General features: G+C 39.0%; 19 protein-coding genes and 1 other RNA gene. 13 read left to right on the top strand and 7 right to left on the bottom strand.

Annotated features, from left to right (window positions below; genetic code table 11):
- The first annotated feature begins 24 nt into the window (after positions 1-24).
- Together clpS and C7B62_RS10165 are read left to right on the top strand one after the other, a co-directional pair.
- Entirely contained in the window at positions 25-312 is a 288-nt protein-coding gene (gene clpS / locus C7B62_RS10170) for an ATP-dependent Clp protease adapter ClpS (protein ID WP_106235502.1), read from the top strand.
- A 111-nt stretch (positions 313-423) separates the two neighbouring features.
- Entirely contained in the window at positions 424-1,206 is a 783-nt protein-coding gene (locus C7B62_RS10165; RefSeq protein WP_199194132.1) for a CPBP family intramembrane glutamic endopeptidase, read from the top strand.
- 20 nt (positions 1,207-1,226) lie between these two features.
- On the opposite strand, the gene C7B62_RS10160 is transcribed toward C7B62_RS10165, so the two are convergent.
- Together C7B62_RS10160 and C7B62_RS10155 are read right to left on the bottom strand one after the other, a co-directional pair.
- A complete protein-coding gene (locus C7B62_RS10160; RefSeq protein ID WP_106235478.1) occupies positions 1,227-2,972 on the bottom strand; it encodes a mechanosensitive ion channel family protein in 1,746 nt (581 codons plus the stop codon).
- A gap of 118 nt (positions 2,973-3,090) precedes the next feature.
- Positions 3,091-4,020 carry an NAD(+) kinase gene (locus tag C7B62_RS10155; protein WP_106235476.1) on the bottom strand — a complete coding sequence of 310 codons (930 nt, stop codon included), beginning with the start codon at positions 4,018-4,020 and terminating at the stop codon, positions 3,091-3,093.
- A 141-nt stretch (positions 4,021-4,161) separates the two neighbouring features.
- Between C7B62_RS10155 and ssrS the strand changes: the two genes are divergently transcribed.
- The 3 genes from ssrS (at position 4,162) to C7B62_RS10140 (ending at position 7,155) form a co-directional block, all read left to right on the top strand.
- A non-coding RNA gene (ssrS, locus tag C7B62_RS10150) (6S RNA) lies at positions 4,162-4,345 on the top strand.
- 127 nt (positions 4,346-4,472) lie between these two features.
- Positions 4,473-5,753, top strand: coding sequence for a pitrilysin family protein (locus C7B62_RS10145; protein ID WP_106235474.1), 1,281 nt, complete (start codon positions 4,473-4,475; stop codon positions 5,751-5,753).
- Between the two features lie 91 nt (positions 5,754-5,844).
- The gene (locus tag C7B62_RS10140; RefSeq protein ID WP_106235472.1) at positions 5,845-7,155 is read left to right on the top strand and encodes an ATP-dependent RecD-like DNA helicase; all 1,311 of its coding nucleotides are present in this window, start codon (positions 5,845-5,847) and stop codon (positions 7,153-7,155) included.
- Positions 7,156-7,218: 63 nt separating this feature from the next.
- On the opposite strand, the gene C7B62_RS10135 is transcribed toward C7B62_RS10140, so the two are convergent.
- On the bottom strand, positions 7,219-9,222 hold the full coding sequence (locus C7B62_RS10135) for a type I polyketide synthase (protein WP_106235470.1): 2,004 nt from the start codon (positions 9,220-9,222) through the stop codon (positions 7,219-7,221).
- Positions 9,223-9,649: 427 nt separating this feature from the next.
- On the opposite strand from C7B62_RS10135, the gene C7B62_RS10130 reads away from it, so the two are divergent.
- The 3 genes from C7B62_RS10130 to C7B62_RS10120 all read left to right on the top strand — a co-directional run bounded on the left by C7B62_RS10130 (position 9,650) and on the right by C7B62_RS10120 (position 12,318).
- Positions 9,650-10,414 carry a GTPase, G3E family protein gene (locus C7B62_RS10130; protein WP_106235468.1) on the top strand — a complete coding sequence of 255 codons (765 nt, stop codon included), beginning with the start codon at positions 9,650-9,652 and terminating at the stop codon, positions 10,412-10,414.
- Positions 10,411-11,226 (top strand): metallophosphoesterase, encoded by an 816-nt coding sequence (locus C7B62_RS10125; protein ID WP_106235466.1) that lies wholly within the window; start codon positions 10,411-10,413, stop codon positions 11,224-11,226. Before C7B62_RS10130 ends, C7B62_RS10125 begins: the two co-directional genes overlap by 4 nt.
- A 411-nt stretch (positions 11,227-11,637) precedes the next feature.
- On the top strand, positions 11,638-12,318 hold the full coding sequence (locus C7B62_RS10120; RefSeq protein WP_106235464.1) for a DUF2993 domain-containing protein: 681 nt from the start codon (positions 11,638-11,640) through the stop codon (positions 12,316-12,318).
- A gap of 124 nt (positions 12,319-12,442) precedes the next feature.
- On the opposite strand, the gene C7B62_RS10115 is transcribed toward C7B62_RS10120, so the two are convergent.
- Positions 12,443-13,234 (bottom strand): tryptophan-rich sensory protein, encoded by a 792-nt coding sequence (locus C7B62_RS10115; RefSeq protein WP_199194131.1) that lies wholly within the window; start codon positions 13,232-13,234, stop codon positions 12,443-12,445.
- Positions 13,235-13,320: 86 nt separating this feature from the next.
- Here C7B62_RS10115 and C7B62_RS10110 point away from each other — a divergent pair, with 86 nt between their 5' ends.
- Positions 13,321-13,611, top strand: a complete 291-nt coding sequence (locus tag C7B62_RS10110; RefSeq protein WP_106235462.1) for a DUF4499 domain-containing protein — start codon at positions 13,321-13,323, stop codon at positions 13,609-13,611.
- A 102-nt stretch (positions 13,612-13,713) separates the two neighbouring features.
- Complete coding sequence (locus tag C7B62_RS10105; RefSeq protein WP_106235460.1) at positions 13,714-14,583, top strand: metallophosphoesterase; 870 nt, start codon at positions 13,714-13,716, stop codon at positions 14,581-14,583.
- A gap of 87 nt (positions 14,584-14,670) precedes the next feature.
- Here the strand turns inward: C7B62_RS10105 and C7B62_RS10100 are convergent, their stop codons facing one another.
- Both C7B62_RS10100 and C7B62_RS10095 read right to left on the bottom strand, forming a co-directional pair.
- A complete protein-coding gene (locus tag C7B62_RS10100; RefSeq protein ID WP_233219898.1) occupies positions 14,671-15,555 on the bottom strand; it encodes an MgtC/SapB family protein in 885 nt (294 codons plus the stop codon).
- Positions 15,556-15,946: 391 nt separating this feature from the next.
- Positions 15,947-17,083 (bottom strand): alanine--glyoxylate aminotransferase family protein, encoded by a 1,137-nt coding sequence (locus C7B62_RS10095; protein WP_106235458.1) that lies wholly within the window; start codon positions 17,081-17,083, stop codon positions 15,947-15,949.
- Between the two features lie 206 nt (positions 17,084-17,289).
- Between C7B62_RS10095 and C7B62_RS10090 the strand changes: the two genes are divergently transcribed.
- The 3 genes from C7B62_RS10090 (at position 17,290) to C7B62_RS10080 (ending at position 19,994) form a co-directional block, all read left to right on the top strand.
- Complete coding sequence (locus tag C7B62_RS10090) at positions 17,290-18,216, top strand: hypothetical protein (RefSeq protein WP_106235456.1); 927 nt, start codon at positions 17,290-17,292, stop codon at positions 18,214-18,216.
- Positions 18,217-18,338: 122 nt separating this feature from the next.
- Positions 18,339-18,977, top strand: coding sequence for a peroxiredoxin (locus C7B62_RS10085; RefSeq protein WP_106235454.1), 639 nt, complete (start codon positions 18,339-18,341; stop codon positions 18,975-18,977).
- A gap of 396 nt (positions 18,978-19,373) precedes the next feature.
- Positions 19,374-19,994, top strand: a complete 621-nt coding sequence (locus C7B62_RS10080) for a class I SAM-dependent methyltransferase (RefSeq protein ID WP_106235452.1) — start codon at positions 19,374-19,376, stop codon at positions 19,992-19,994.
- Positions 19,995-20,067: 73 nt separating this feature from the next.
- Here C7B62_RS10080 and C7B62_RS10075 read toward each other — a convergent pair whose 3' ends face one another.
- Entirely contained in the window at positions 20,068-20,601 is a 534-nt protein-coding gene (locus tag C7B62_RS10075) for a hypothetical protein (protein ID WP_106235450.1), read from the bottom strand.
- Positions 20,602-20,620 lie beyond the last annotated feature (19 nt).

The following is a 20,620-nucleotide window of genomic DNA, read 5'->3' as shown; positions in this document are numbered from 1 at the left end:
TTAAAGGAGAATATTATTGTGTCATTGGGAACTTCTGTAATCGATAAAAGCTCAACTTCAACTGTCCGTAAACATGCACCTCGCTATAAAGTTTTGCTCCATAACGATGACTTCAACCCTATGGAGTACGTAGTTCAGGTTTTAATGCAGACTATTGCTGGTATGACTCAACCTCAAGCAGTTAATATTATGATGGAGACTCATAATAGTGGAGTAGGTTTGGTAATTACCTGCGCTTTAGAACATGCGGAATTTTATGCAGAAACCCTCTGTAACAATGGTTTAACCAGTACAATTGAGCCAGATGAATAATTTAGCTTGAGTGATGTTATGGTGAGGCTGATTAATTACTAAACTAATAGTCAGTTGCTAAGTACTTCACGGTTTAAAAAAATAGCAGAATTTTCAGCACCATTGAGATTAATGATTTTCTTTGGTGCTTTGTCAATTTTATGGCTACCTGTAGCATTACCAATTTACTGGCTATTGCGCGCAGATAGCAACCTTGCCACTATTTTGACGATGGCACTGCTGTTTGTCGAATTACTCTTTCTCTGGCAAATTTGGGGAAGATTTGTTTATGGCGATCGCTATATTTATCGTCGCTACGGTTTAGTCAGAAATAGGAAAAATCTCCAAGAATTTCTTCAAGGTTTAGCGATCGGTTTTTGGCTATGTCTGGGATTATTTATCACTGAAGCGCTTTTAGGTTGGATCGAAGTAATTCATCCATCCGCTAGTTTAATCAGAATTATCATTGAAGGCTTGTTAAGTGCTATCGGTATTGCTTTAGCCGAAGAATTATTATTTCGGGGTTGGTTGCTGGATGAATTGCAGCGAAACTATCGTCAAAAAACCTGTATTTGGATAACAGCGATCGCCTATGCCCTAGCTCATTTTCTCAAGCCAGTTGAAGAGATTATGCGGACTGCGATTACTTTTCCTGCGTTAGTTTTATTAGGTATTGCTTTAGTATTGGCTAAAGATAAATATGGGGATTATCTGGGTATTGCCATTGGTCTTCATGCAGGATTAGTCTGGGGTTACTATATCGTTAATGTTGGTCAATTGATTGAATATACTAACCGAGTTCCTGTGTGGGTTACAGGTATCGATGGTAATCCTATCGCTGGATTAATGGGGTTAGTATTTTTATCGGGTTTGATTGGGATCATTTTGTCTCTTAAAGGACTTGTAACGGACTAACCCTATCGATTATCGATTGGTTAACTTTTAGAAGTTGGGGTGGTGTTACTGCTATCTTGATTAGCTTTACCATTATATTGTTGAGCAATTAATCCTTGTAAAAGATAAAGTAAATGTCCTTCTAATTTTGGTGGTAGCTTGATTGGCATATCTTCCATCTTGAGGTTAATATCTCGTTGCGGAAAGGGAATATCAATTTGCTGTGCTTGGAAAATTTCTTCAATGCGAAAACATAAATCGCTCATTAATGGTGCTTGACGACTAGGATCGGATGTCCAAATCAGCAGTTCAAAATCAAGCGAACTTTCGCCAAAACCTGTAAAAAATACTTGTGGAGCAGGATTGCGAAGCACTTCAAGATGTTCGGATGCCGCCTGCAACAGAGCCGATTTAACTTTTTTGACATCCGAACCATATGCTACACCAATCGGGAGATGGAGGCGAACAACGCTGTGACGGTGATTCCAGTTGATTACTTCATCACTCAGCAAACGAGAGTTGGGAACAATAATCGAAATACGGTCTAGAGTTTTGAGGATAATACTACGAGTTCTGACTTCTTCTACTACTCCCAAATGTTGTCCAATCTGAATAAAGTCTCCTACCTGGATTGAACGCTCAAACAACAAAACAATCCCGCTAGCAAAATTGCGGGCGATGTCTTGAAACCCAAAACCAATACCCACACCCAGCGCACTACCAATTAAAGCTAAGGAACTGAGATCGATACCGTTAGCCTGAAGTAGAATTACGGTGCTAAAAGCAATCAAACCATATTTAGTAATAATGGAAATAATTTCCTGTGAACCTCTGGTCATTCTGGTTGCTTCTAGTACGTTAGTGCGCAACAAATTGGCAATATAGTTACTGAGAAAAATTGCTCCCACAACTAAACCAATTAAAATGAGCAAGCGGATAATCGAAAAGTCTTTTCCGCCTAAGTTAAAAATAGATATGGCGAAAGAACTAGCGATTAAGTTATATAAATAATACAGCCAGTGCCGAGTAGCAGGCAACAGACGAAAAATAACTAGAGTGATCGTCGTCCAAAGTATAAATTGAGCTAAACCTAATTTAAGACGAAACAGAGTGGTTAAATTAGATGGTTGAGAACTAGCGTTGCTGGGTAATCCTGGAATAATTCTTTGAATTGCTCTTCTTAAGGGGTAAGTCTGTAGCTGAGTTAAAAGTCTGCTGGCGAGTAAACCAAATAATAATAGTGCTGCGCTAATTATGCCCTGACGTTTAAGATAGGCGGGACTTCTTTCTTTTTTAGCGATCGCCATTGCCTGCTCTATTTGTGTTTTCAAATCTTCAGCAGTTTCACGAATAGACTTTCTACCGATGGTATCTTCTTGGGTTACGGTAAATAGATAGCGTCTTTCTTCAATTGGGTTAGAATTAGAATTCTTTGCCAAACCAGAGGGTGATTGAGGATAAACCAAATACACTACAGATAGCCCTTCGCGCTGTTCAATTGTTACTTGAGGAACAACGTCATTTCGGATAGCTTTGAGTAGTTCATCTCGAATCAGTGAGACTCTTTCTCCTGCGGACGTATTGCCAATTTTACCAACCGAAAATAGCTCCCTGCCATCGATAACGACAGGAGCTTGGAGAACAGTTGGATTGCTGCGAATTGGCAGATCTTCAATCGCTCTTGGCCCATATTTGGCTTGGGTTAGTCCAGGAAAAGTATTAGTCACCAAAATAAATCCAGTGACAGCTATAGCTAAGACAATTAGAAAAAGTTTTTTATGCCACATTGATAGCCATTTTAATTCGTGAAGGTAGATCGCAATTACAATTTCTTACATTTATAGGCTGATTATCCTAAGTATTATGCAGTCTCTGGGAATTTTAATCTTCATCAGTGGGAGCAGATCATTCCAGAACAGTTTGCTCTTTAGTTCCATAATGAACTATCGTTCCTGCCCACTGTAGCTTTTCTCGCAGAGTTTCATAAAAAGAATAACTCTCGCGCAAGATAATAAAGTGAGCCTGAGCATTAGCCATTTTGATCATGACCCTTTGACCAGGCCAAATTGTTGCACCTAATGTTCCATCAGTCCAAAGCTTAGTATTTACTTCATAATCTCGGATGGGAAAGACACTGACAATTGTGCCAGGAGGTAACACCAAAGGACGACCAGAGAGACTTAAAGGACAAATTGGGGTGACAGCGATCGCCCACATCCCAGGATGCAAGATCGGGCCATTGGCAGACACGGTATAGCCAGTAGAACCCGTGGGAGTTGCAACTAATAAGCCATCACCACTATATTGATCGACAACCTGTCCATCTGCCTCCAATTCTAAAACTGAGGTGGGCATACGATCAATGCTGGCGGGTTTGATACACATTTCATTTAAGCAATAAAATGTTTCGCTGACTGGCTTGAGGCTATTTCTCTCTCCTTCGTATATTTGGGCTTGCAGCATCATCCGTTTTTGCACTGCATAATGGTCTGACTGGAGACGATTCCAAGTTGCCTCTGTATCCTGAAACAATTCAAAGGGTTCAGTCAAAAATCCTAAATGTCCGCCTACATTCACCGCTAGGATCGGTATTCCTTCAGGAGCTAATTGTCTAGCAGCAGCTAAGATTGTCCCATCTCCCCCCAGAACAACTGCTAAATCGATTTTGACAGTTGAAGAAGCCAAGAATACTGGATAAGGATTATCTTTAATGCCACTAGGTCCAATCATGACCTGACATTGACGAGCCTCTAATTCCCTAGCGCATTTCTCTGCCCACTGCTTACTAATCTTATGTCCTGCTTTATAAGCAATAATTACATGCTTTAAATCCACTATATTTACCAGACGGATATAACAATCATTCTTCTCATCCTATTACTTTACTGTTCATTGCTCACTGCTCACTGCTCATTGCTCATTGCTCACTGAAACTGCCTCTTGCTAAATTTGAAAAACTTACTATTATAGATAAGAGTACTACTACCGCGTTGGTGACTACCTAACAAGTTTATTGATCTATGCTTGATTTATGAGGGAGTAGCAAAAGTTTTTGTGGAAGTATACCGAGCTTTGACTCGGAAATGGAAACAGAGACAGCCAATTCCCACCCTGGAATGCCAGGTCATAAACTAAGGTAAAACGGCGTGGCGGTAGGCTACCTCTTCACTAGGAAATATAAGTAAAAGTTTAGACTAACTTATTTGTGCTTCTGTCAAAAATGTAACCAAAAAGACATTCTGCTAGGGGTTATGATTTAGTTGTATTATTGAGAATATAGCTAAAAAGTGCAAAAATTATCTCCATCCCCTAAGCAAGTTGAGTTTAATGCTAATACCTTTGAGTTGAGCAATGGGCTGACCATCATTCATCATTATTTGCCAGCAACTCCTGTGGTGGTTGCAGATATCTGGGTTAAAGCAGGAGCGATCGCTGAACCAGAAGCTTGGTCGGGAATGGCGCATTTTTTAGAACACATGATTTTCAAAGGTTCTCCCAACGTGATGGTAGGGGAGTTTGACTGGCTGATTGAGAGTACAGGAGGAATAGCTAATGCAGCTACCAGCTATGATTATGCCCACTTTTATCTGACTACCGCAGCAACCCACTTTGAAGATACTTTACCCTGTCTAGCAGATATCTTGCTGCGAGCGAATATTCCTGACGACGAGTTTATCCGTGAACGGGAAGTTGTGATTGAAGAAATTCATTCTAGTCATGACGATCCCGATTTTATTGGTTATCAGGCACTGTGTCAGAACGCCTATGAGTATCACCCTTACCGACGATCTATTCTGGGAGAAAAAGAATTATTGCTGGAGCATACTCCCAATCAAATGCGGTGTTTTCATCGCACCCATTATCAACCAGAAAACATGTCCATCGTGATTGTGGGGGGTATTGAGCAGTCACAAGCTTTAGCATTAGTAAATGATCACTTCAGCCAGTTTAGCGCCCGTTCCGAATGTCCTCCAACCAAGATCGCCGTAGAACCCCCTGTAGTTAGTATTCGTCGTCAAGAGCTATATTTGCCCAGGATCGAACAGTCACGGCTATTGATGGCTTGGATTTGTCCTGGTTCAGAGTCTTTACAATCAGCGATCGCTCTTGATTTAATTGCACTGATTTTAACAGGAGGACGTAGTTCAGGCTTAGTCAGGGAACTACGAGAAGAAAAACAAATAGTAATAGATATTGACTGTAGTTTATCGTTGCAGAAAGATTCTAGTATGTTTTCTGTTGGTGCGTTGCTGGAAACAGAGGATCTGGCAATAGTAGAACAGATGATTTGCGATCGCCTAAATCGGCTACACCATCATTTAATTCCCGCAGCAGAAATTGCCAGTGCTAAACGCCAGCTCATTAATGACTATATTTTTTCTACTGAAACTCCCAGTCAGCTAGCTAGCATATATGGCTTTTATAACATTGTGGCAACCGCAGCAGACTCGGCACTATATCCTCAGATTATCAGTCAGCTACAACCAGAACAGTTACAGGCGATCGCTCAACGTTATCTATCTCCTGAGCATTATGCTGTTACAGTATTAAAACCAAGCAATCAGTAATTACTGTCGTTGGTTGAGATTAAAAATAATCCCTAGATCGCTATAAAGATATTTCATGATTTACCATATTGAAATAACTATTGAGTAAGCGATGGGCAAAACTGCAAAAAAAATAGCCAAAAAGTTAACCGCAGCACAACAACAAGCTCTAGAGAAATTAAAATCATTTCTACGTAGTAATCACCGTTTCTTTCGCCTCAGCGGCTATGCAGGAACAGGAAAAAGCTTTTTAATCTGTCATTTGATCGAATGGCTAGATGCTCATAATTTTGAATTTGTGATTGCTGCACCCACTAATAAAGCAGCTAAAAGCCTAATTCAGGTAGGTATTTCTGTGGGGATTAACATTGACGTTAAAACCGTAGCGCAACTTTTGGGTCAACAGCCAGAAATCAATGAGGAGACAGGAGAAGAAGAATTTACTTCCCCTGGAGATGCAGAATTTGATGATTACGACGTGATGATCATCGACGAGTTTTCCATGATTAATCGCAGTAATTTTGAAGAGATCATTAGTGCGATCGCAACCACCATTAATACCAAGGTAATTTTTGTCGGCGATGAAGCACAACTTCCGCCAGTGAAAGAAAAGCAGCCAATAGTAGCTATTTCTGAAGCGATCGATGATACAGCAACTTTAGACGAAATAATCCGCTATGAAGGAGAAATTGCCGTAGTAGCGGAGAAGATTCGCAGTGATGAGTTATATGCCCGCAGGATGTATTCTTTTCAAACCAGCGAAGATCGAACAGTTGTTTGCCAACCCAGAAAAGAATGGTTAGAAACAGTTACTGAGTATTTCCAAGCTAAGGATTGCCAATTAAATCCTGACTATACCAGACTGCTAGTGTGGCGTAACAAGACTGCTGGTGATGCAAATCGATTTGTGCGATCGCGTTTATGGGGCAAAGATGCGCCGATATTTGTGCCAGGAGACAGGCTAATTGCTAGAAAACCCCTATTTCGGATTCGCCCAGGGCAAAAAGGAAAAAATAGATGGGGAGTTTTGATTAATAATTCTGAAGAGTGTTCGGTAATCGAACAGCCTACAATTCAACAGCTATCTTTCGACAAAGTATCCTATCAATATCGCTCTGTTCCTGTCAAGACTGATACAGGGTTTGAAGTAAATTTGTCTGTATTGACCGAAGCAGGGGAAAGATTGAGAGACGAAATGATTAAAGATTATGTTGCCAAGAAACAGTGGAATAAGTATTTTGATCTATCGAGAACTTTTGATGATGTTACCTATGCCTACAGTTTAACGGTACATAAAGCTCAAGGTTCAAGTATCGATTACGTGTTTCTAGATACTGAAGATCTTCAAGGCTGTCCCGATTTGCAAAAAATTCTCTACACTGCTTTAACCCGCGCCAAAATTAGAGTTTATATACCTGTATAGTCAATTTTTTTTTGGGGGGATGGTTAATCAATTGCTCATTGTTCATTGTTCATTGTTCATTGTTCATTGTTCATTGCTCATTGTTGAATCCAGCCAATAAATAGATCTTTGAAAGGGATAATTAGGTAGGGTAATTTTTTTGCCTCCGCTAAAATCGCTCAACACCTGCCAATTTATTTTTATGCCTAAAATATATAGTTGACCCAGTCCATTAATCAATATTTGCCAATTATTTAGTTGGTCATTAGTTGGCGAGAAAATATATTTTTTTTGCTGATTATTTATAGTTTGACGATCGCCAATCTCCCAATAAATATCCGCCATATCTACAGCAACAAGACTATCAATTATAGATTCAATCAACTCTTTTAACTCTTGATTTTCTGGTTTAACTATTAAAGCAAGTTTTGCATCTTGATTAAGATTAAGCTTGCCTTGCCACACCTGCGATGTAGTTTCTTGAGTAAGATATTGAGCTAATTTACTTTGCAAATCAATTATAGAAGTCACACTCATCCCTAGACGATGATTAAAATGCGATCGCCCTATATTAACCGTATAGCAAATATCTTCAATTAAAAGATGGGGATGAGATTGAATATACTCAAGATAATTGCTTGCCAATTGACGTAAAGCCTTGTTGCTTTTAGCAGACAAAGTAAATAAATATAAATCTTTTTTTCGCGTTCCTGTCTCTTTGAGATCGTCCACCAACTCCTTAGCTTCTTTGACAACAAGATGAGCATTAGTACCACTAAAGCCAAAAGAACTTATCCCAGCAATACGAGGTTGTCCTGTTTGATGCCAAGCGATCGCTTTTTGAGGTAGTTTAAACGGCAATTTTTGCCACTCTACATTGCTATTAGGTTGTTTGAGATGTAAATTGGCGGGAATAGATTTATTTTCTAACGCCAATACGGTTTTGATCAAGCTTACTATTCCTGCTGCTGCTTCTAAATGACCAATATTAGTTTTAACCGCACCCAAGATTAATTCTTCATTGTCTTGAAATACCTGAGTTAAAGCCTCAAGTTCGATCGCATCACCCAAAGCTGTACCTGTACCATGAGTTTCTAGATAGCTAACCTGACTTGCTGTAACTTTACTGTTAACTAAAGCCTGCTTGATTACTGCTTGTTGAGACAAACTACTTGGGGTAGTAATGCTGCTAGTGCGTCCATCTTGATTGGTTGCCGAACCTAATAAGATAGCTCTAATATTATCTTGATCAGCGATCGCATCACTCAATCTTTTTAAAACTACCATCCCGCAACCTTCAGATCTAACAAAACCATTAGCACTCTCATCAAAAGTTTTACACTTGCCATCAGGAGAGAGCATTTTTGCTTGAGCAAAATTAAGACTAATCTTGGGAGAAATCAGACGGTTAACCCCCCCTGCCAATGCCATGTTACATTCGCGATCGCGTAAACTTTTAATCGCTAAATGTACTGCGACTAAAGATGATGAACAAGCCGTATCCAAAGAAATACTAGAGCCTGTAAAATTAAAAAAGTGGGAGATTCTTCCTGATGCCAAACTATGAGTATTACCAGTAGTCAGATAAGCATCAATTTCTGCATTGTTTCTGCTTAATAGCTGATGCCAATAGTCCACCGCCGCAATTCCAATAAACACCCCTGTCTGACTACCCTGAACCCGATCGGCGGAGATAGCAGCATTTTCTAAAGCTGACCAACTCACCTCTAGCAATAATCTTTGTTGCGGATCGATGCTAACTGCTTCTTTTGGTGCAATCCGAAAAAAACTGGGATCGAACTCTTTCAAGTGAGCTACAAAACCGCCGTAGCTAGTGCCAATCTTTTCAAGGGTATTTGTTCCCAGATCGCAATCTTGCTCATTCCAACGATCGTCAGGAACACTTGTAATGGCATCCTTCCCCTCTTGTAGCAACTGCCAAAATTCCTCTGGATTGTTAGCACCAGGAAAACGACAATCCATCCCCACCACAGCGATCGGCTCATGTTTAGCATTTTCCAGAGTTTCTAATTTGCTCTGCATTTTTTTTAATGCCAGTAAAGCTTTTTTAGTAGGAGATAGTTCCATAATTTAAGGGACAAGTAAAGTAGAGCAAAACTATCTATTAAGATAAATTTAGGTAAGATTGTAACAGCGATAAGCGTAAAATATTGCTACGCAAGGCATTAAAAATGATTGCACCACAAACTAAACCCATCCGATAAATTTATTGCCCACAACATTGCTAATTGTACCTGCGATTGTTAGACCTGAATTCTGCTGTAGATCTCCAATAGATGTCTGTGCTTTGATTGCTGATGCTCCTAAAGTCAGTATTGTTGATGCAAGTATCAAAATGATTTGACTTTTTATAAAAATTTCTCACAATTAGCAGCCTTGCTTTTAGGTAGTCAAATGAACTATCAAAGAGCATTGAAAATTTCAATGCTCTTTGATAAAGTTTTCTAATTTTTGATTTTTAAGTATAATGATTATCGTTATCAAAAAAATATCTATGATTATTGCTGTAGCCAGTCCCTCAGGTGCAGGTAAAACCCACTGGATTCATCAACAAATAGCCCAAACTAATGAATCTATAGGCTATTTCAGTCCCAAAACCGATTTCATACCCATCGATGCAACATATCTGCAAAGTGAATATCCTCAACTCAAAATTTACCAGACAGGGGAAGAAGCCGCTTTATTGGCAGGATCAGATCAAACCATAACCTATATTGAAATCCCCTGGTATTTAGACTTGTCGGGAATCGAACCTTTACTAACAAGTCTGAACTCTCATCGAGTAGCGATAATTTCTCCCGATGCCAACAACACAGAATTTACTACTTGGGCGGATGAGGTTGTTTCGGGCAATCAAATTACTAAGTTGACAACATCTTTACAGATTCATCGGGGAGTTTTAACAGGAGAAATTTTAGATTTTGACAGTTTAGCAACCTTTTGGCTGGAAATGACTCAAGGTGCTTATGGTGAAGTGGTTCGGGCAAAAGGAATCTTCGACTTAGAAGATGGACAAATTTATTTTGGCGATTTTACGGCTAATCAACCTGAATTAGAGTTTAAACCCTTAAATTTACCCCGTTGGCTTGATGGTAAACCAGTTCGCAAGAGTGGTTTTGAAATTGTGGGTAACAATTTAAAGCAAGCTGAAATTGCTCAAACCGTTAAAGACTGCTGTGTTCCCGAATCAGCAATTAGTTATTACCAACAACAAGTAAAAGAATCTTTAGCAACTGAACCAGAGGTAGAATTAGTATGAAAATAGCAGTAATGTCTTGTATTCATGGAAATTATGCAGCTTTAGATGCAGTTTTACTAGATATTGACCAGCAAAAGGCGGAAAAGATTTATTGTCTGGGGGATTTAGTCGGTTATGGCCCTCATCCTAATGCGGTAGTGGAACAAATCCGTTCCTTAGATATTCCTACCGTACAAGGCTGTTGGGATGAAGATATTGTGGAAGGCTTAAACGCTTGTGACTGTAGTTATCCCTCTCTGTTGGCAGAAAAAAGAGGCAAAACCGCCCACGAATGGACAAACAAGCAAGTAAATCCCGAAGTTAGGGAATATTTAGCACAACTACCCCATACTTATAAAGAAGATAATCTTTGTTTCGTACATGGTAGTCCCAGTAGCAACCACGAATATCTATTACCCGAAATGGATGCCTTTGTCGCCTTAGAAAGAGTCCTATCAAGTGATGCAGATGTGCTGTTTTGTGGACATACTCATGTTCCCTATGTTCGCACTTTAGATTCTGGACAATTGCAGGTTAAAGTTAATCAGCCTAATCAAGATGAACAAGCTACTGTTAGTTTTAATACTCCCCTGAAGCGAATTATCAATGTCGGTTCGGTAGGCGAACCCCGTCATGGTCGTCCCAATGCTACTTATGTGGTTTATGATACTGAGATAGATGCAGTCAGTTTACGAGAAGTGGAGTATGACTATCAAAAAACTTGCGCTGCGATTCTAGATGCTGGTTTACCGCCAATTTTTGCCTGGCGTTTGGCTAGAGGGTTAGAATTTGCGGAAAAAGCAGACGACCCGACTCATGTATGTGAGAGGTAATGCCATTTATCAAAAATAGCCAGAGAGATAGTTTGGAATGGGAAAAGGTTAAAGGCTTAATATACATAGTTTTTGACTTATTAAGTTAGCTCCCAACAAAACTACTAAGTTTCTTATCACTTCTAAGAATTGGTATAAACAGTTTTGTTTTAGTATTTGGCAAATCTATCAATAGATTGCCTAGGTTGTTACTAACAATATCCTATTGCTTCTCCTTCCAATTTAGCTATATCTCGTTTCCAATTTTTTAGCTAATCAACGTATGTCGAGCGAAACTATAAATTAACTATAAATTATATGACAAAGAGAATCAGTTAGTTTAGGCGATCGCGATTAGCAATCTACAAGCCAGATCTTTAATTCTTTAATCAAGAAGTGTTAGAATCGGCAGCGAAAATAAAAAGTTAAAAGGTGATCGGAAAATTATTGTCCAGCGCGGTTAAGCTTTATTTGCGATCGCAAGTTGAAGGGATCGAAGATTTACAGGTCAAAATTGAGGGGAAAAGCAAGCAAATTCTTCAGGGATATATTCCCCAAGTATCACTGAGTTGTGATCGGGTTGTCTACCAAGGGCTACATTTAAGTCGAGTACAGCTTAAGGGTACGAATATTGCTGTTAATTTGCCAGAGGTGCTTAAGCACAAACCTCTTAAACTCTTAGAAGCAGTTTTTGTCGAGCTTCAATTAAGCTTAGATGCTGGTAATTTACAAGCTTCTCTTGATTCTACTTTATTACAAAGTGGTTTATCAGACTTATGGGATTTGATCACACAAGATCACCTAGACTCCCAAAAATTGAACAAACTGAGGGTTGCGTGGCAAACTGTAGCGATCGCCAATAACCAATTAAACTTTGCAGGTAGCTATCAAAATGCTTTGGGAGAGAGTAAAGAACTGGCTTTATCTACAGGTATAGATTTGACCGATGCTCATACTCTTTGTTTATCATCGTTAAATATTACTAATGATTTACATAGTGGCAAGCTTGAGCGCCAGCTAGAAATTGATTTAGGAACAGATGTAACACTTGAAGAATTGACGATTAAATCTGAACAAATATTCTGTTTAGGAAAAATCAAAATCAACAACTAAACCGCATTCAGTCTGAAACCAGGAGTTTTTAAGTTAACTGTTCCACACCCGCGTAGTAATGAACTCCTGTTTAACTTGTTGAAAAACTATGGTTTTATGTCTAGACGAGGTTTAATTCATCGTTTTAATTAGTTTGATGATCTGGAGTATAAAAGCTAAAAGATAAAAGCAATACAATCAAAGAAATACTTAAGCCGATCGCTGTACCCGAAATTAGCATCACATCAGAATTCTTAATGGCGATCGCAATAGCGGCCCAAATAAACACTCCCCCATAGACAAAATCGAGGCGAGGAAGAACCACAAAGTGAGTGATTAAGCCTGCTATTAAGAGCATGATTACTGTCCATACTATCGGGCTAAGACCCCAGCCCTGCCACTGCCAAGATGCCAGTAAGATTGCTCCATTAATGATTGTCGCCACGCTGATCCAGGCTAAATAAATGCTAATTGGAAACTTAATTAGCCACTGTTGTTTGCGGGAAATGCGAGTCTTGAAAGGTAAACTCCAGTAAGCACCAATCAGAGGTAACAGAATACAGAGCATAGCAATCATGGAAGCGCTGTATTGTCGATATAAAAAGCACATGACCCAGATTATCTGAGCGATGGAGGCGATCGCTAACTTATAGCCAATTTTATACAATAAACCATCGCTTCTCTGGGCTGGCAAAGCCTGATAGATTGCCAAAGAAATTAAACCCAGATAAATTAGCCCCCAAATAGCAAAAGCATAGCTGGCGGGGATAATCAGCACATTTTTGAAGATATTCTGGGATATAGCACCAATAGTTAATCCGTTAGGAGGGTTAACGTTCGCCCAAATATTCATCCCAAAAGCAGAAATAATAGCAATTAGAGTAGATATTTGTCTGATGATAGCTGGTTTACTATTTACCGTATAGCGATCGCGCATTTATTAATAGTATTTAAGTTACTAGCAGCTTATCTTAAATTGTAGATAATAATTATCCTGGATCTTCAAGCAAAATTACTGAATTTATGAATCCCACCGCAGCCAAATTAATCAAAATTGCCTCGATCTTAAGCATGACAAGTGCTTTAGGACTATTAGGCTGGAATTTATCTTTATATTTACAAGGAAAATCCTTACCCCCTAACTTAACTTTTCTTTTTTGGCTGGCAATCGTCGCCTTATTTGCTCATGGTGTAGAAGGATTGATTGCTGCTGCCAAGGCGCGCTCTCATAATCAGAATCCTTTACGCTACGGAATTTATACTTTTTTTGTGGGCTTCATCGGCTTGCAAGAGTTAGCTAATCGAAATAATTGAGCGATCTGTACTCAAAGAGAAAAAATACCCCTAATTTTGTAGCCAGCAATAATAGCCAGGCAAATAGACGAATATTTTAAACGAAAAAGAGGAGCAACAAAATTGAAACGTCGTGATATCTTGCGCTTAGGAGGGTTAGGAGGATTAGGATTAGCTTTAAGCAGTCATTACCCTGTTTGGGGAAATACGTCTCAGAATGACCATCAAATATCTAGCTCTTCATTTCGTTTTGTCGCTTTAGGAGATGTGGGAACGGGAGATATTGGACAATTAGCGATCGCTCAAGAGATGAATTTTTATTTTCAGCAACGTCCCTTTGCTTTAGTTTTAATGACTGGAGATAATATCTATGAAGATGGAGAAATAGAACGAGTCGGGGCAACATTTGGCAGACCCTATCGTTTTTTGCACCAACAAGAAGTTCCTTTTTATGCTGTTTTGGGCAATCATGATATCAGAACTAACAATGGTGTAGACCAAGTAAATTATTCAGCGTTTAATATGCAGGGTCGTTACTACTCCTTTACCAAAGGTATTGTACAGTTTTTTGCCCTCGATACCAATGACAATGCCGACTGGTCACAGCAAATTCCGTGGTTAAAACAAAATTTAGCTGCCTCAAAGGCTACCTGGAAAATTGTTTTCGGACATCATCCTCTTTATTCTTCTGGCGCTCATGGCAGTAGTTCCGAGCTAATTGAGTTACTGTCACCTTTGTTTGCTCAATATGGTGTGCAACTCTACGTTAATGGTCACGACCACGACTATGAGCGTACTGAGGCAATTGACGGGACAACATATTTAACCTGCGGTGCTGGGGCAAAAACTCGTCCCGTAGGAACGTCTGATTGGACTGCTTATTCAGCAGCAAGATTGAGTTTTGCCACCATCGATGTTGACTCAGAGTATTTAGAAATTCAGGGAATTGGCATAGATGGAGAAGTATTTGATTCTGCTAGGGTATTCAATTGACCTATCTTGAAAATAGGGGACAAAAGATGCAGAATTGGCAATTTACTTGCTTTGCGTCGAAATTTAAAGATCTGTCAAATCTGTCTCTCATGATAAATTAGAATTCGCTATGAAAGCTAAGGCTTTAAGATCAACCTGCGCCTTGGAATTTTGGGGCGATAATAATTGCCAACTAACTGAATTTACCTTAGCCTTAGTTTTGAGCAGTGTGGTAATTTCTTGAAGATTAGATTGCACTAACCACCTGTTTTTAGAAGCAAAATCAACATTAATTTCGATATCTAGTCTGCCAGGTTGATTCTCACTGAGAACATTTTTGGTTTGCATTCTCATTAGAGTTAAATTGTGTATTCTGGCAAATTGGTTAATTAACTCCAAAACTTTAGTTTCATTTTCCGCACAGCACAACACAGCACAACAATAATGATAATCATAGCGATCAACATCAGCTAAACTAACTACATCTGTCAATGGTGCAAGTTCATTCCCACTGTTTATAGTCGGTTGCTCATTTTTAAACAGCTCGTCTAGATACAAAGATTGAGGATCTTCATCTTGTTGATGTCTAAAAGCTTTTTCCAATGGTCTTGTTAATAAATTAGCACCAATTACGGCACATGTAGATACATATGCTGGTACTAAAAATCCAGAACCAACCAAAGCACCTATTGCTGCTGCACACCAAATTGTTGCTGCGGTATTAGTACCTTTCACAGTCGATCCATCCCGCAAAATTACCCCACCAGCCAAAAAACCAACTCCAGATACTATTTGGGCAGCCACTCTGGTGGGGCTAGAATCACCAGGAGTCATAATTGAGAGCATCACAAATATTTCAGAACCTAAAGCTACTAAAACGTTTATTTTAAAAACGGCTCTGCGTTTAAGCCACTGTCTTTCAATCCCAATACCTACCGCTAACAAAAATCCGATCAGTAAGCGCATGGCAAAAGTAGTCCAGGTGATAGTCATATTCTTAAATGCTACGAATAATTTTTAATCTAAGATTATTTATAGAAAATCTAGTCAAAGATCGCCTCAAATTGCTACGTCAGAGGATTATCAGACTGTTGATTTGATAATTAGAATTTCACGCTGGCATTAAGAATTGGTAATTATCAATTTAAAATTTTTAAGCTTTTTATTAAGGGTTTAATGTTTCCATAAATCAAACTTTTGCCAGGGGTGAAAGCCATTTTCACTAATAATCTCACTTCATACCAATCAAAGATTTTTAAAAAGGCGATCGCAACCTTAAATAAATAATCCAACATCAATGGATTTGAACATGAGCAAGAAAAAAGTCCCCCACCGTTGAGAGACTTAAGAATTAATTCAAGCTCAGATTCAAAACTTCTAGAGGTTAAAGAGCAGCAGCAGCAGCCTTAACTCCAGCCTTAGGTTCAAAATCATGACCAAGTTCAGATAAAGTTGCCTCTAGGCAAGAAACGACTGTTAAGATATCGCGATCGCTGACAAAGCCAAGATGACCCACGCGGAAAATCTTACCTTTAAGGTGATCTTGTCCTCCTGCAAGGGCAATATCATATTTCTGACGCAGAGTGGATCTAATCGCTTCGGCATCATCGCTCATGATGGCAGTAACCGCAGTACTAGCTGCATCATCAGGTGCTAGGAGTTTTAGACCCATTGCCTTAGCTGCTGCACGGGTGGCCTGGGTTAAACGCAGATGACGGGCAAAGATGTTTTCTAAACCTTCTCGCTGCATCATTTCTAACGCGGTTTGTAGTCCAAACATTAGGTTGATGGGAGGAGTAAAGGGAGTGCTATTTTTAGCGTTGGCTTTTTTGTATTTACCCAAGTCCATATAGAAACGAGGAAACTTGCTGGTTTCATAAGCCTGCCAAGCTTTATCACTCACGGAAATAAAACCCAAGCCAGGGGGGATCATGTAACCTTTTTGCGAACCAGATGCCACTACGTCTAATCCCCAGTCATCAATGGGAATATTATATGCACCCAAACTGGTAACAGCGTCAACAATAATTAAAGCTTCGCCATGGGCTTTTACATACTTGTTAATCGTTTCTAAGTCGTTGAGTACCCCAGCAGAAGTTTCCGAGTGAGTAATCACAACTGCTTTTATCTCTTTATTGGTATCAGCTTCTAACTTAGCGCGAATTTCTTCGGTATCTAGAGGCTTACCCCATTCAGCAGTAATCCGTTCGGTATTCAGACCAAACACTTCACAAATTTTTGCCCAGCGATCGCCAAATTTACCGTTAACACCAACCAAAACGCGATCGCCTGGGCTGAGGAAGTTGATCATACCCGCTTCCATTGCCCCCGTACCTGATACGTTAAGGGAAAGTACTTCGTTTTTAGTCTGATGTAGCCATTTTAAGTTTTGATTAATCTCGGCAATAATTTGACTAAAATCACCGCTACGATGTCCGATGGGATGTTTGCCTAAAGAAATCAATACTTGCGCTGGGACTGGAGTGGGCCCAGGAATCATTAACATATGCTTGTCTTCCATGAAGTCTTCCTTATTATTCAGCTAATCAGGTCGTTTATTTTATCTTATGGCAAGGTGTAATTGCATTTTCTAAAAAAAATTAGTAATCCCAATTTTAAAGTAATCAATCGTATTGAAGCTTTACTGAGTAAAACCACAGTGGGCGAAGCAAATTACCTAAGCTATCTTGAGTTCAATATATCTAAATAGTATTAAAACGACTAATTATGCGAAAAATAACGCTAGCCTTAGCTATAGTAACTTCTATACTTACTTATAGTTCAAAATGCCTGGCAAATGATTTTCAAGAGCTAATTTCTGGCAAACAAGCACCGCTAACCAAGCAATTAAAAGATTTAGATGACTCTTGGCGACAAATAGCAATTAGCGGTCAGTATGAAATGGCAGACTTGATGAAGTCTTGGACTAGCCTTTTTGGGGCTAATCTCTATAACAATCTTTACTACACTCAGGGTAAAACAGTTAAAGTTAACAGCGAAACATATGTCGTTGCTTATCGTCTAGCAAGTTCAGGCGAACCTTTGAATATTAACTCGCTGTTTGAAAATCTAATGGGTTCTGTGTCTGGGTTGGCAGGTGGTGATTGCGCAACCATAAAATCCGCCGAAAAAATCACCTCAGAAACTACTATTGCCTTATCTCTTTTGAATTTAAAGACCATTGGTAGTTTAAATAATGTTCGACCTTTTGATCTCAAGGCAGATATTGCCATGCTGGAAAAAGCTGAACAGCAGTCAAAGGCAGCCTGTGAACAAGCAAATTTAGCAGCAATTGAATCGCAGACTGAATCTAACCTGCAAAATTTAGGTAGTGCTTTGCAAAGTTATGCTGAACAAAATGAAAATAAACTACCAGACATGAGTAGCCTTGAGACAGTTAAGCTGGCATTGCAAGAATTTGTCTATGATGATTCTGTATTTTATCATCCAGAAACTTTAGAACCTTACCTGGTGAATTCTTTTTTATCCGCTAAAAATCTTACTGATCTGGAAAATGGGATGGAAATTGTCGCTTTTTATGAACCCAACCCCTCAGCAGATGGAACTATTGGTGTAGTTTATGCTGATGGTTTTTATCAAAGAATCGCCCCAGAAGATTGGTCAGCAGTTAAAGCAGCTTCTAAATTGCCCTAAAGCTACATAAGGATTAAGAGATAAAATTTCTTATCAAGAACAATTAAGCAACAGGATATAGACCTAGCATTTCATGGGAAGATAAAGAACTGCTTTTCTAAAACGAAATCGAGGTTTTTACAATGGCTCAACTTAGATTAGGTGACACCGCGCCTGATTTTACACAAGATTCCAGCATGGGGGAAATCTCCTTTTATGAATGGGCTGGGGATAGCTGGGTAGTTCTCTTCTCGCATCCTGCTGACTATACTCCTGTCTGTACCACTGAATTAGGTGAAGTTGCTAAACTTAGGTCTGAATTTGACAAGCGTAATGTTAAAACAATTGCTTTGAGTGTTGATGATGCTGACTCTCACCAGGGTTGGATTGGCGACATTGACGAAACTCAAGGAACAAAAGTTGACTATCCGATCTTGGCAGATGGAAATAAAAAGGTTTCTGACCTTTATGACATGATTCATCCTAACGCCGATGCTAAGGTCACAGTGCGTTCTGTGTTCATTATTGACCCCAACAAAAAATTGCGCCTCACCTTAACTTATCCTCCAAGTACAGGTCGTAATTTCCCTGAAATCCTTAGGGTTATTGATTCCTTGCAGCTAACTGATAATTATTCAGTTGCTACCCCCGTTAATTGGAAAGATGGTGAAGACGTAGTAGTTTCTCCTGCTATTCCTACTGACCAAGCAAGACAAAAATTCCCTAAAGGAGTTGAAGAGATTAAGCCTTATTTACGGATGACTCCTCAACCAAATAAGTAAGATTATTAGATGATGACAATTGGCTTTTATTTAGGGTGGGTATAACCTACCCTTTTTTTATGGCGAAATGAGCAATTTTAGCTGATTAAAAATTGGTATTGTTATATTTAAAAAAATTATCGCGATCGCATTTACAAGACTAAAAGGTATAAGCTTATTCACTTTGTGATCGAGTAGAGCGATCTACTTTTGAGCGTGAACGCTTGCCAAGATATTTTTTCTTTGCTATCTTGAATCAACTTTTCTGCTTAAATATTCAATTTCGTTTACTACTTGCATTATTTAAGCTTTAATACTCTGAAATTGTTATTTTAGAGCATTACGTATTAATCAACGCCGTTAGTAAAATACCGTTAATTAGATATTATTCTTCTGACTATATAGCAGAGCAACTAAATGAATTTGATCAAAGTAAAACAAGTGGTTGAAGATTTGCCATATATGACCTTGAAGAAAGCTCAGGTCATGCAAGACTTTATTCATAAACATGATATTTCTAGCATTTTGGAATTAGGTTTTTATCATGGAGTATCTACTTGCTATATGGCTGCTGCTCTTGAGGAAGTAGACGAAGGCTCAATTGTATCTATAGATCTACACAGCGCACAAAAACGTCAACCCAATATAGAAGAATTGCTCGAAAAATGTGGTTATTTAGATACAGTTAAATTTTACTATGAACCTGTTTCTTATAATTGGCGCTTAATGAAGCTGATTGAAGAACAAAAGAGAACATTCGATCTTTGTTATGTTGATGGTGGTCACGATTGGTACAATACTGGGCTAGCTTTTTTTCTGGTTGACAAGCTATTGCAGCCTGGAGGTTGGATGATTTTTGACGATCTCGATTGGACAATGGAACATCTTGATGCGAAATGGGCTTTGCGTAAACCTGAAGAAGAAAGAATTACTCCCCAAGTCCGCAAGGTTTGGGAACTATTAGTTAAAACCCATCCGCACTACAGCAATTTTTATGAACAGGGCAGTTGGGGCTTTGCGCAAAAAGTTGCTGTCTAAACATCTTTACAGTTGATATTTTTCCTGATTCTGGATAAGTTTAGATATTTTATTTTTGGGAGTTCCCTTATTGCTAATATCCTTCGGTTGATTCTGCTGACGGTAATTTTGATTTTTGAGATTTTGCCAAAAAAGCTCCTTCAGTCTTGGCTACATGATCATTGATTTGACCGACTAAATTTCCGTTTTTGTGCTGTCCTTGAACAGTTAATTGCACCTCAGAATCGCAATTGGCTATGTTACCTTGCCCAGACATGATAATTTGATTATCTTCAAAACTACCATTAAAAGGAATTTTCATTCCCTTGCCTTGACTAGATTTAGGTTGAACCTCACGCTCGTCATAAACGCCTGGGGAAACCCCAGGCGACGCGACCTCAAGATTGCCAAATAAATAAACTCCTGATTGTTCAATATTTAAATTGAGTTGTTTTCCTTGTAAGCAATCGGGTAAATTTTCGGCAGAGGCAAACTGGTAACTGCCATTAATGTCAGCAGCAGCGTTTAGTCTGGTTTCACCATAGGTACTGACTATTTTAAAGAGAAACAATACACTACTAATCGCAATAACATAAAATGATAGAGTTTTGATCTTAAAATGACTCATGCTTTCTCGTTAAATCGGA

The organism is Pleurocapsa sp. CCALA 161 (genome assembly GCF_003003995.1).
Classification (GTDB): Bacteria; Cyanobacteriota; Cyanobacteriia; order Cyanobacteriales; family Xenococcaceae; genus Waterburya.
The sequence above is the reverse complement of the archived record's forward strand: the minus strand, read 5'-3'. Positions and strand labels throughout refer to the sequence as shown.

Bases quoted from the DNA above. Each gene is read 5' to 3' on its own strand.
- C7B62_RS10125 (WP_106235466.1), top strand. From the start codon at position 10,411: ATGAAAATAGCAGTAATGTCTTGTATTCATGGAAATTATGCAGCTTTA.
- C7B62_RS10080 (WP_106235452.1), top strand. From the start codon at position 19,374: ATGAATTTGATCAAAGTAAAACAAGTGGTTGAAGATTTGCCATATATG.
- C7B62_RS10110 (WP_106235462.1), top strand. From the start codon at position 13,321: ATGAATCCCACCGCAGCCAAATTAATCAAAATTGCCTCGATCTTAAGC.
- C7B62_RS10160 (WP_106235478.1), bottom strand. From the start codon at position 2,972: ATGTGGCATAAAAAACTTTTTCTAATTGTCTTAGCTATAGCTGTCACT.
- C7B62_RS10095 (WP_106235458.1), bottom strand. From the start codon at position 17,083: ATGGAAGACAAGCATATGTTAATGATTCCTGGGCCCACTCCAGTCCCA.
- C7B62_RS10115 (WP_199194131.1), bottom strand. From the start codon at position 13,234: ATGCGCGATCGCTATACGGTAAATAGTAAACCAGCTATCATCAGACAA.
- C7B62_RS10085 (WP_106235454.1), top strand. From the start codon at position 18,339: ATGGCTCAACTTAGATTAGGTGACACCGCGCCTGATTTTACACAAGAT.
- C7B62_RS10165 (WP_199194132.1), top strand. From the start codon at position 424: ATGATTTTCTTTGGTGCTTTGTCAATTTTATGGCTACCTGTAGCATTA.
- C7B62_RS10130 (WP_106235468.1), top strand. From the start codon at position 9,650: ATGATTATTGCTGTAGCCAGTCCCTCAGGTGCAGGTAAAACCCACTGG.
- C7B62_RS10135 (WP_106235470.1), bottom strand. From the start codon at position 9,222: ATGGAACTATCTCCTACTAAAAAAGCTTTACTGGCATTAAAAAAAATG.
- C7B62_RS10100 (WP_233219898.1), bottom strand. From the start codon at position 15,555: ATGACTATCACCTGGACTACTTTTGCCATGCGCTTACTGATCGGATTT.
- C7B62_RS10090 (WP_106235456.1), top strand. From the start codon at position 17,290: ATGCGAAAAATAACGCTAGCCTTAGCTATAGTAACTTCTATACTTACT.
- C7B62_RS10075 (WP_106235450.1), bottom strand. From the start codon at position 20,601: ATGAGTCATTTTAAGATCAAAACTCTATCATTTTATGTTATTGCGATT.
- C7B62_RS10140 (WP_106235472.1), top strand. From the start codon at position 5,845: ATGGGCAAAACTGCAAAAAAAATAGCCAAAAAGTTAACCGCAGCACAA.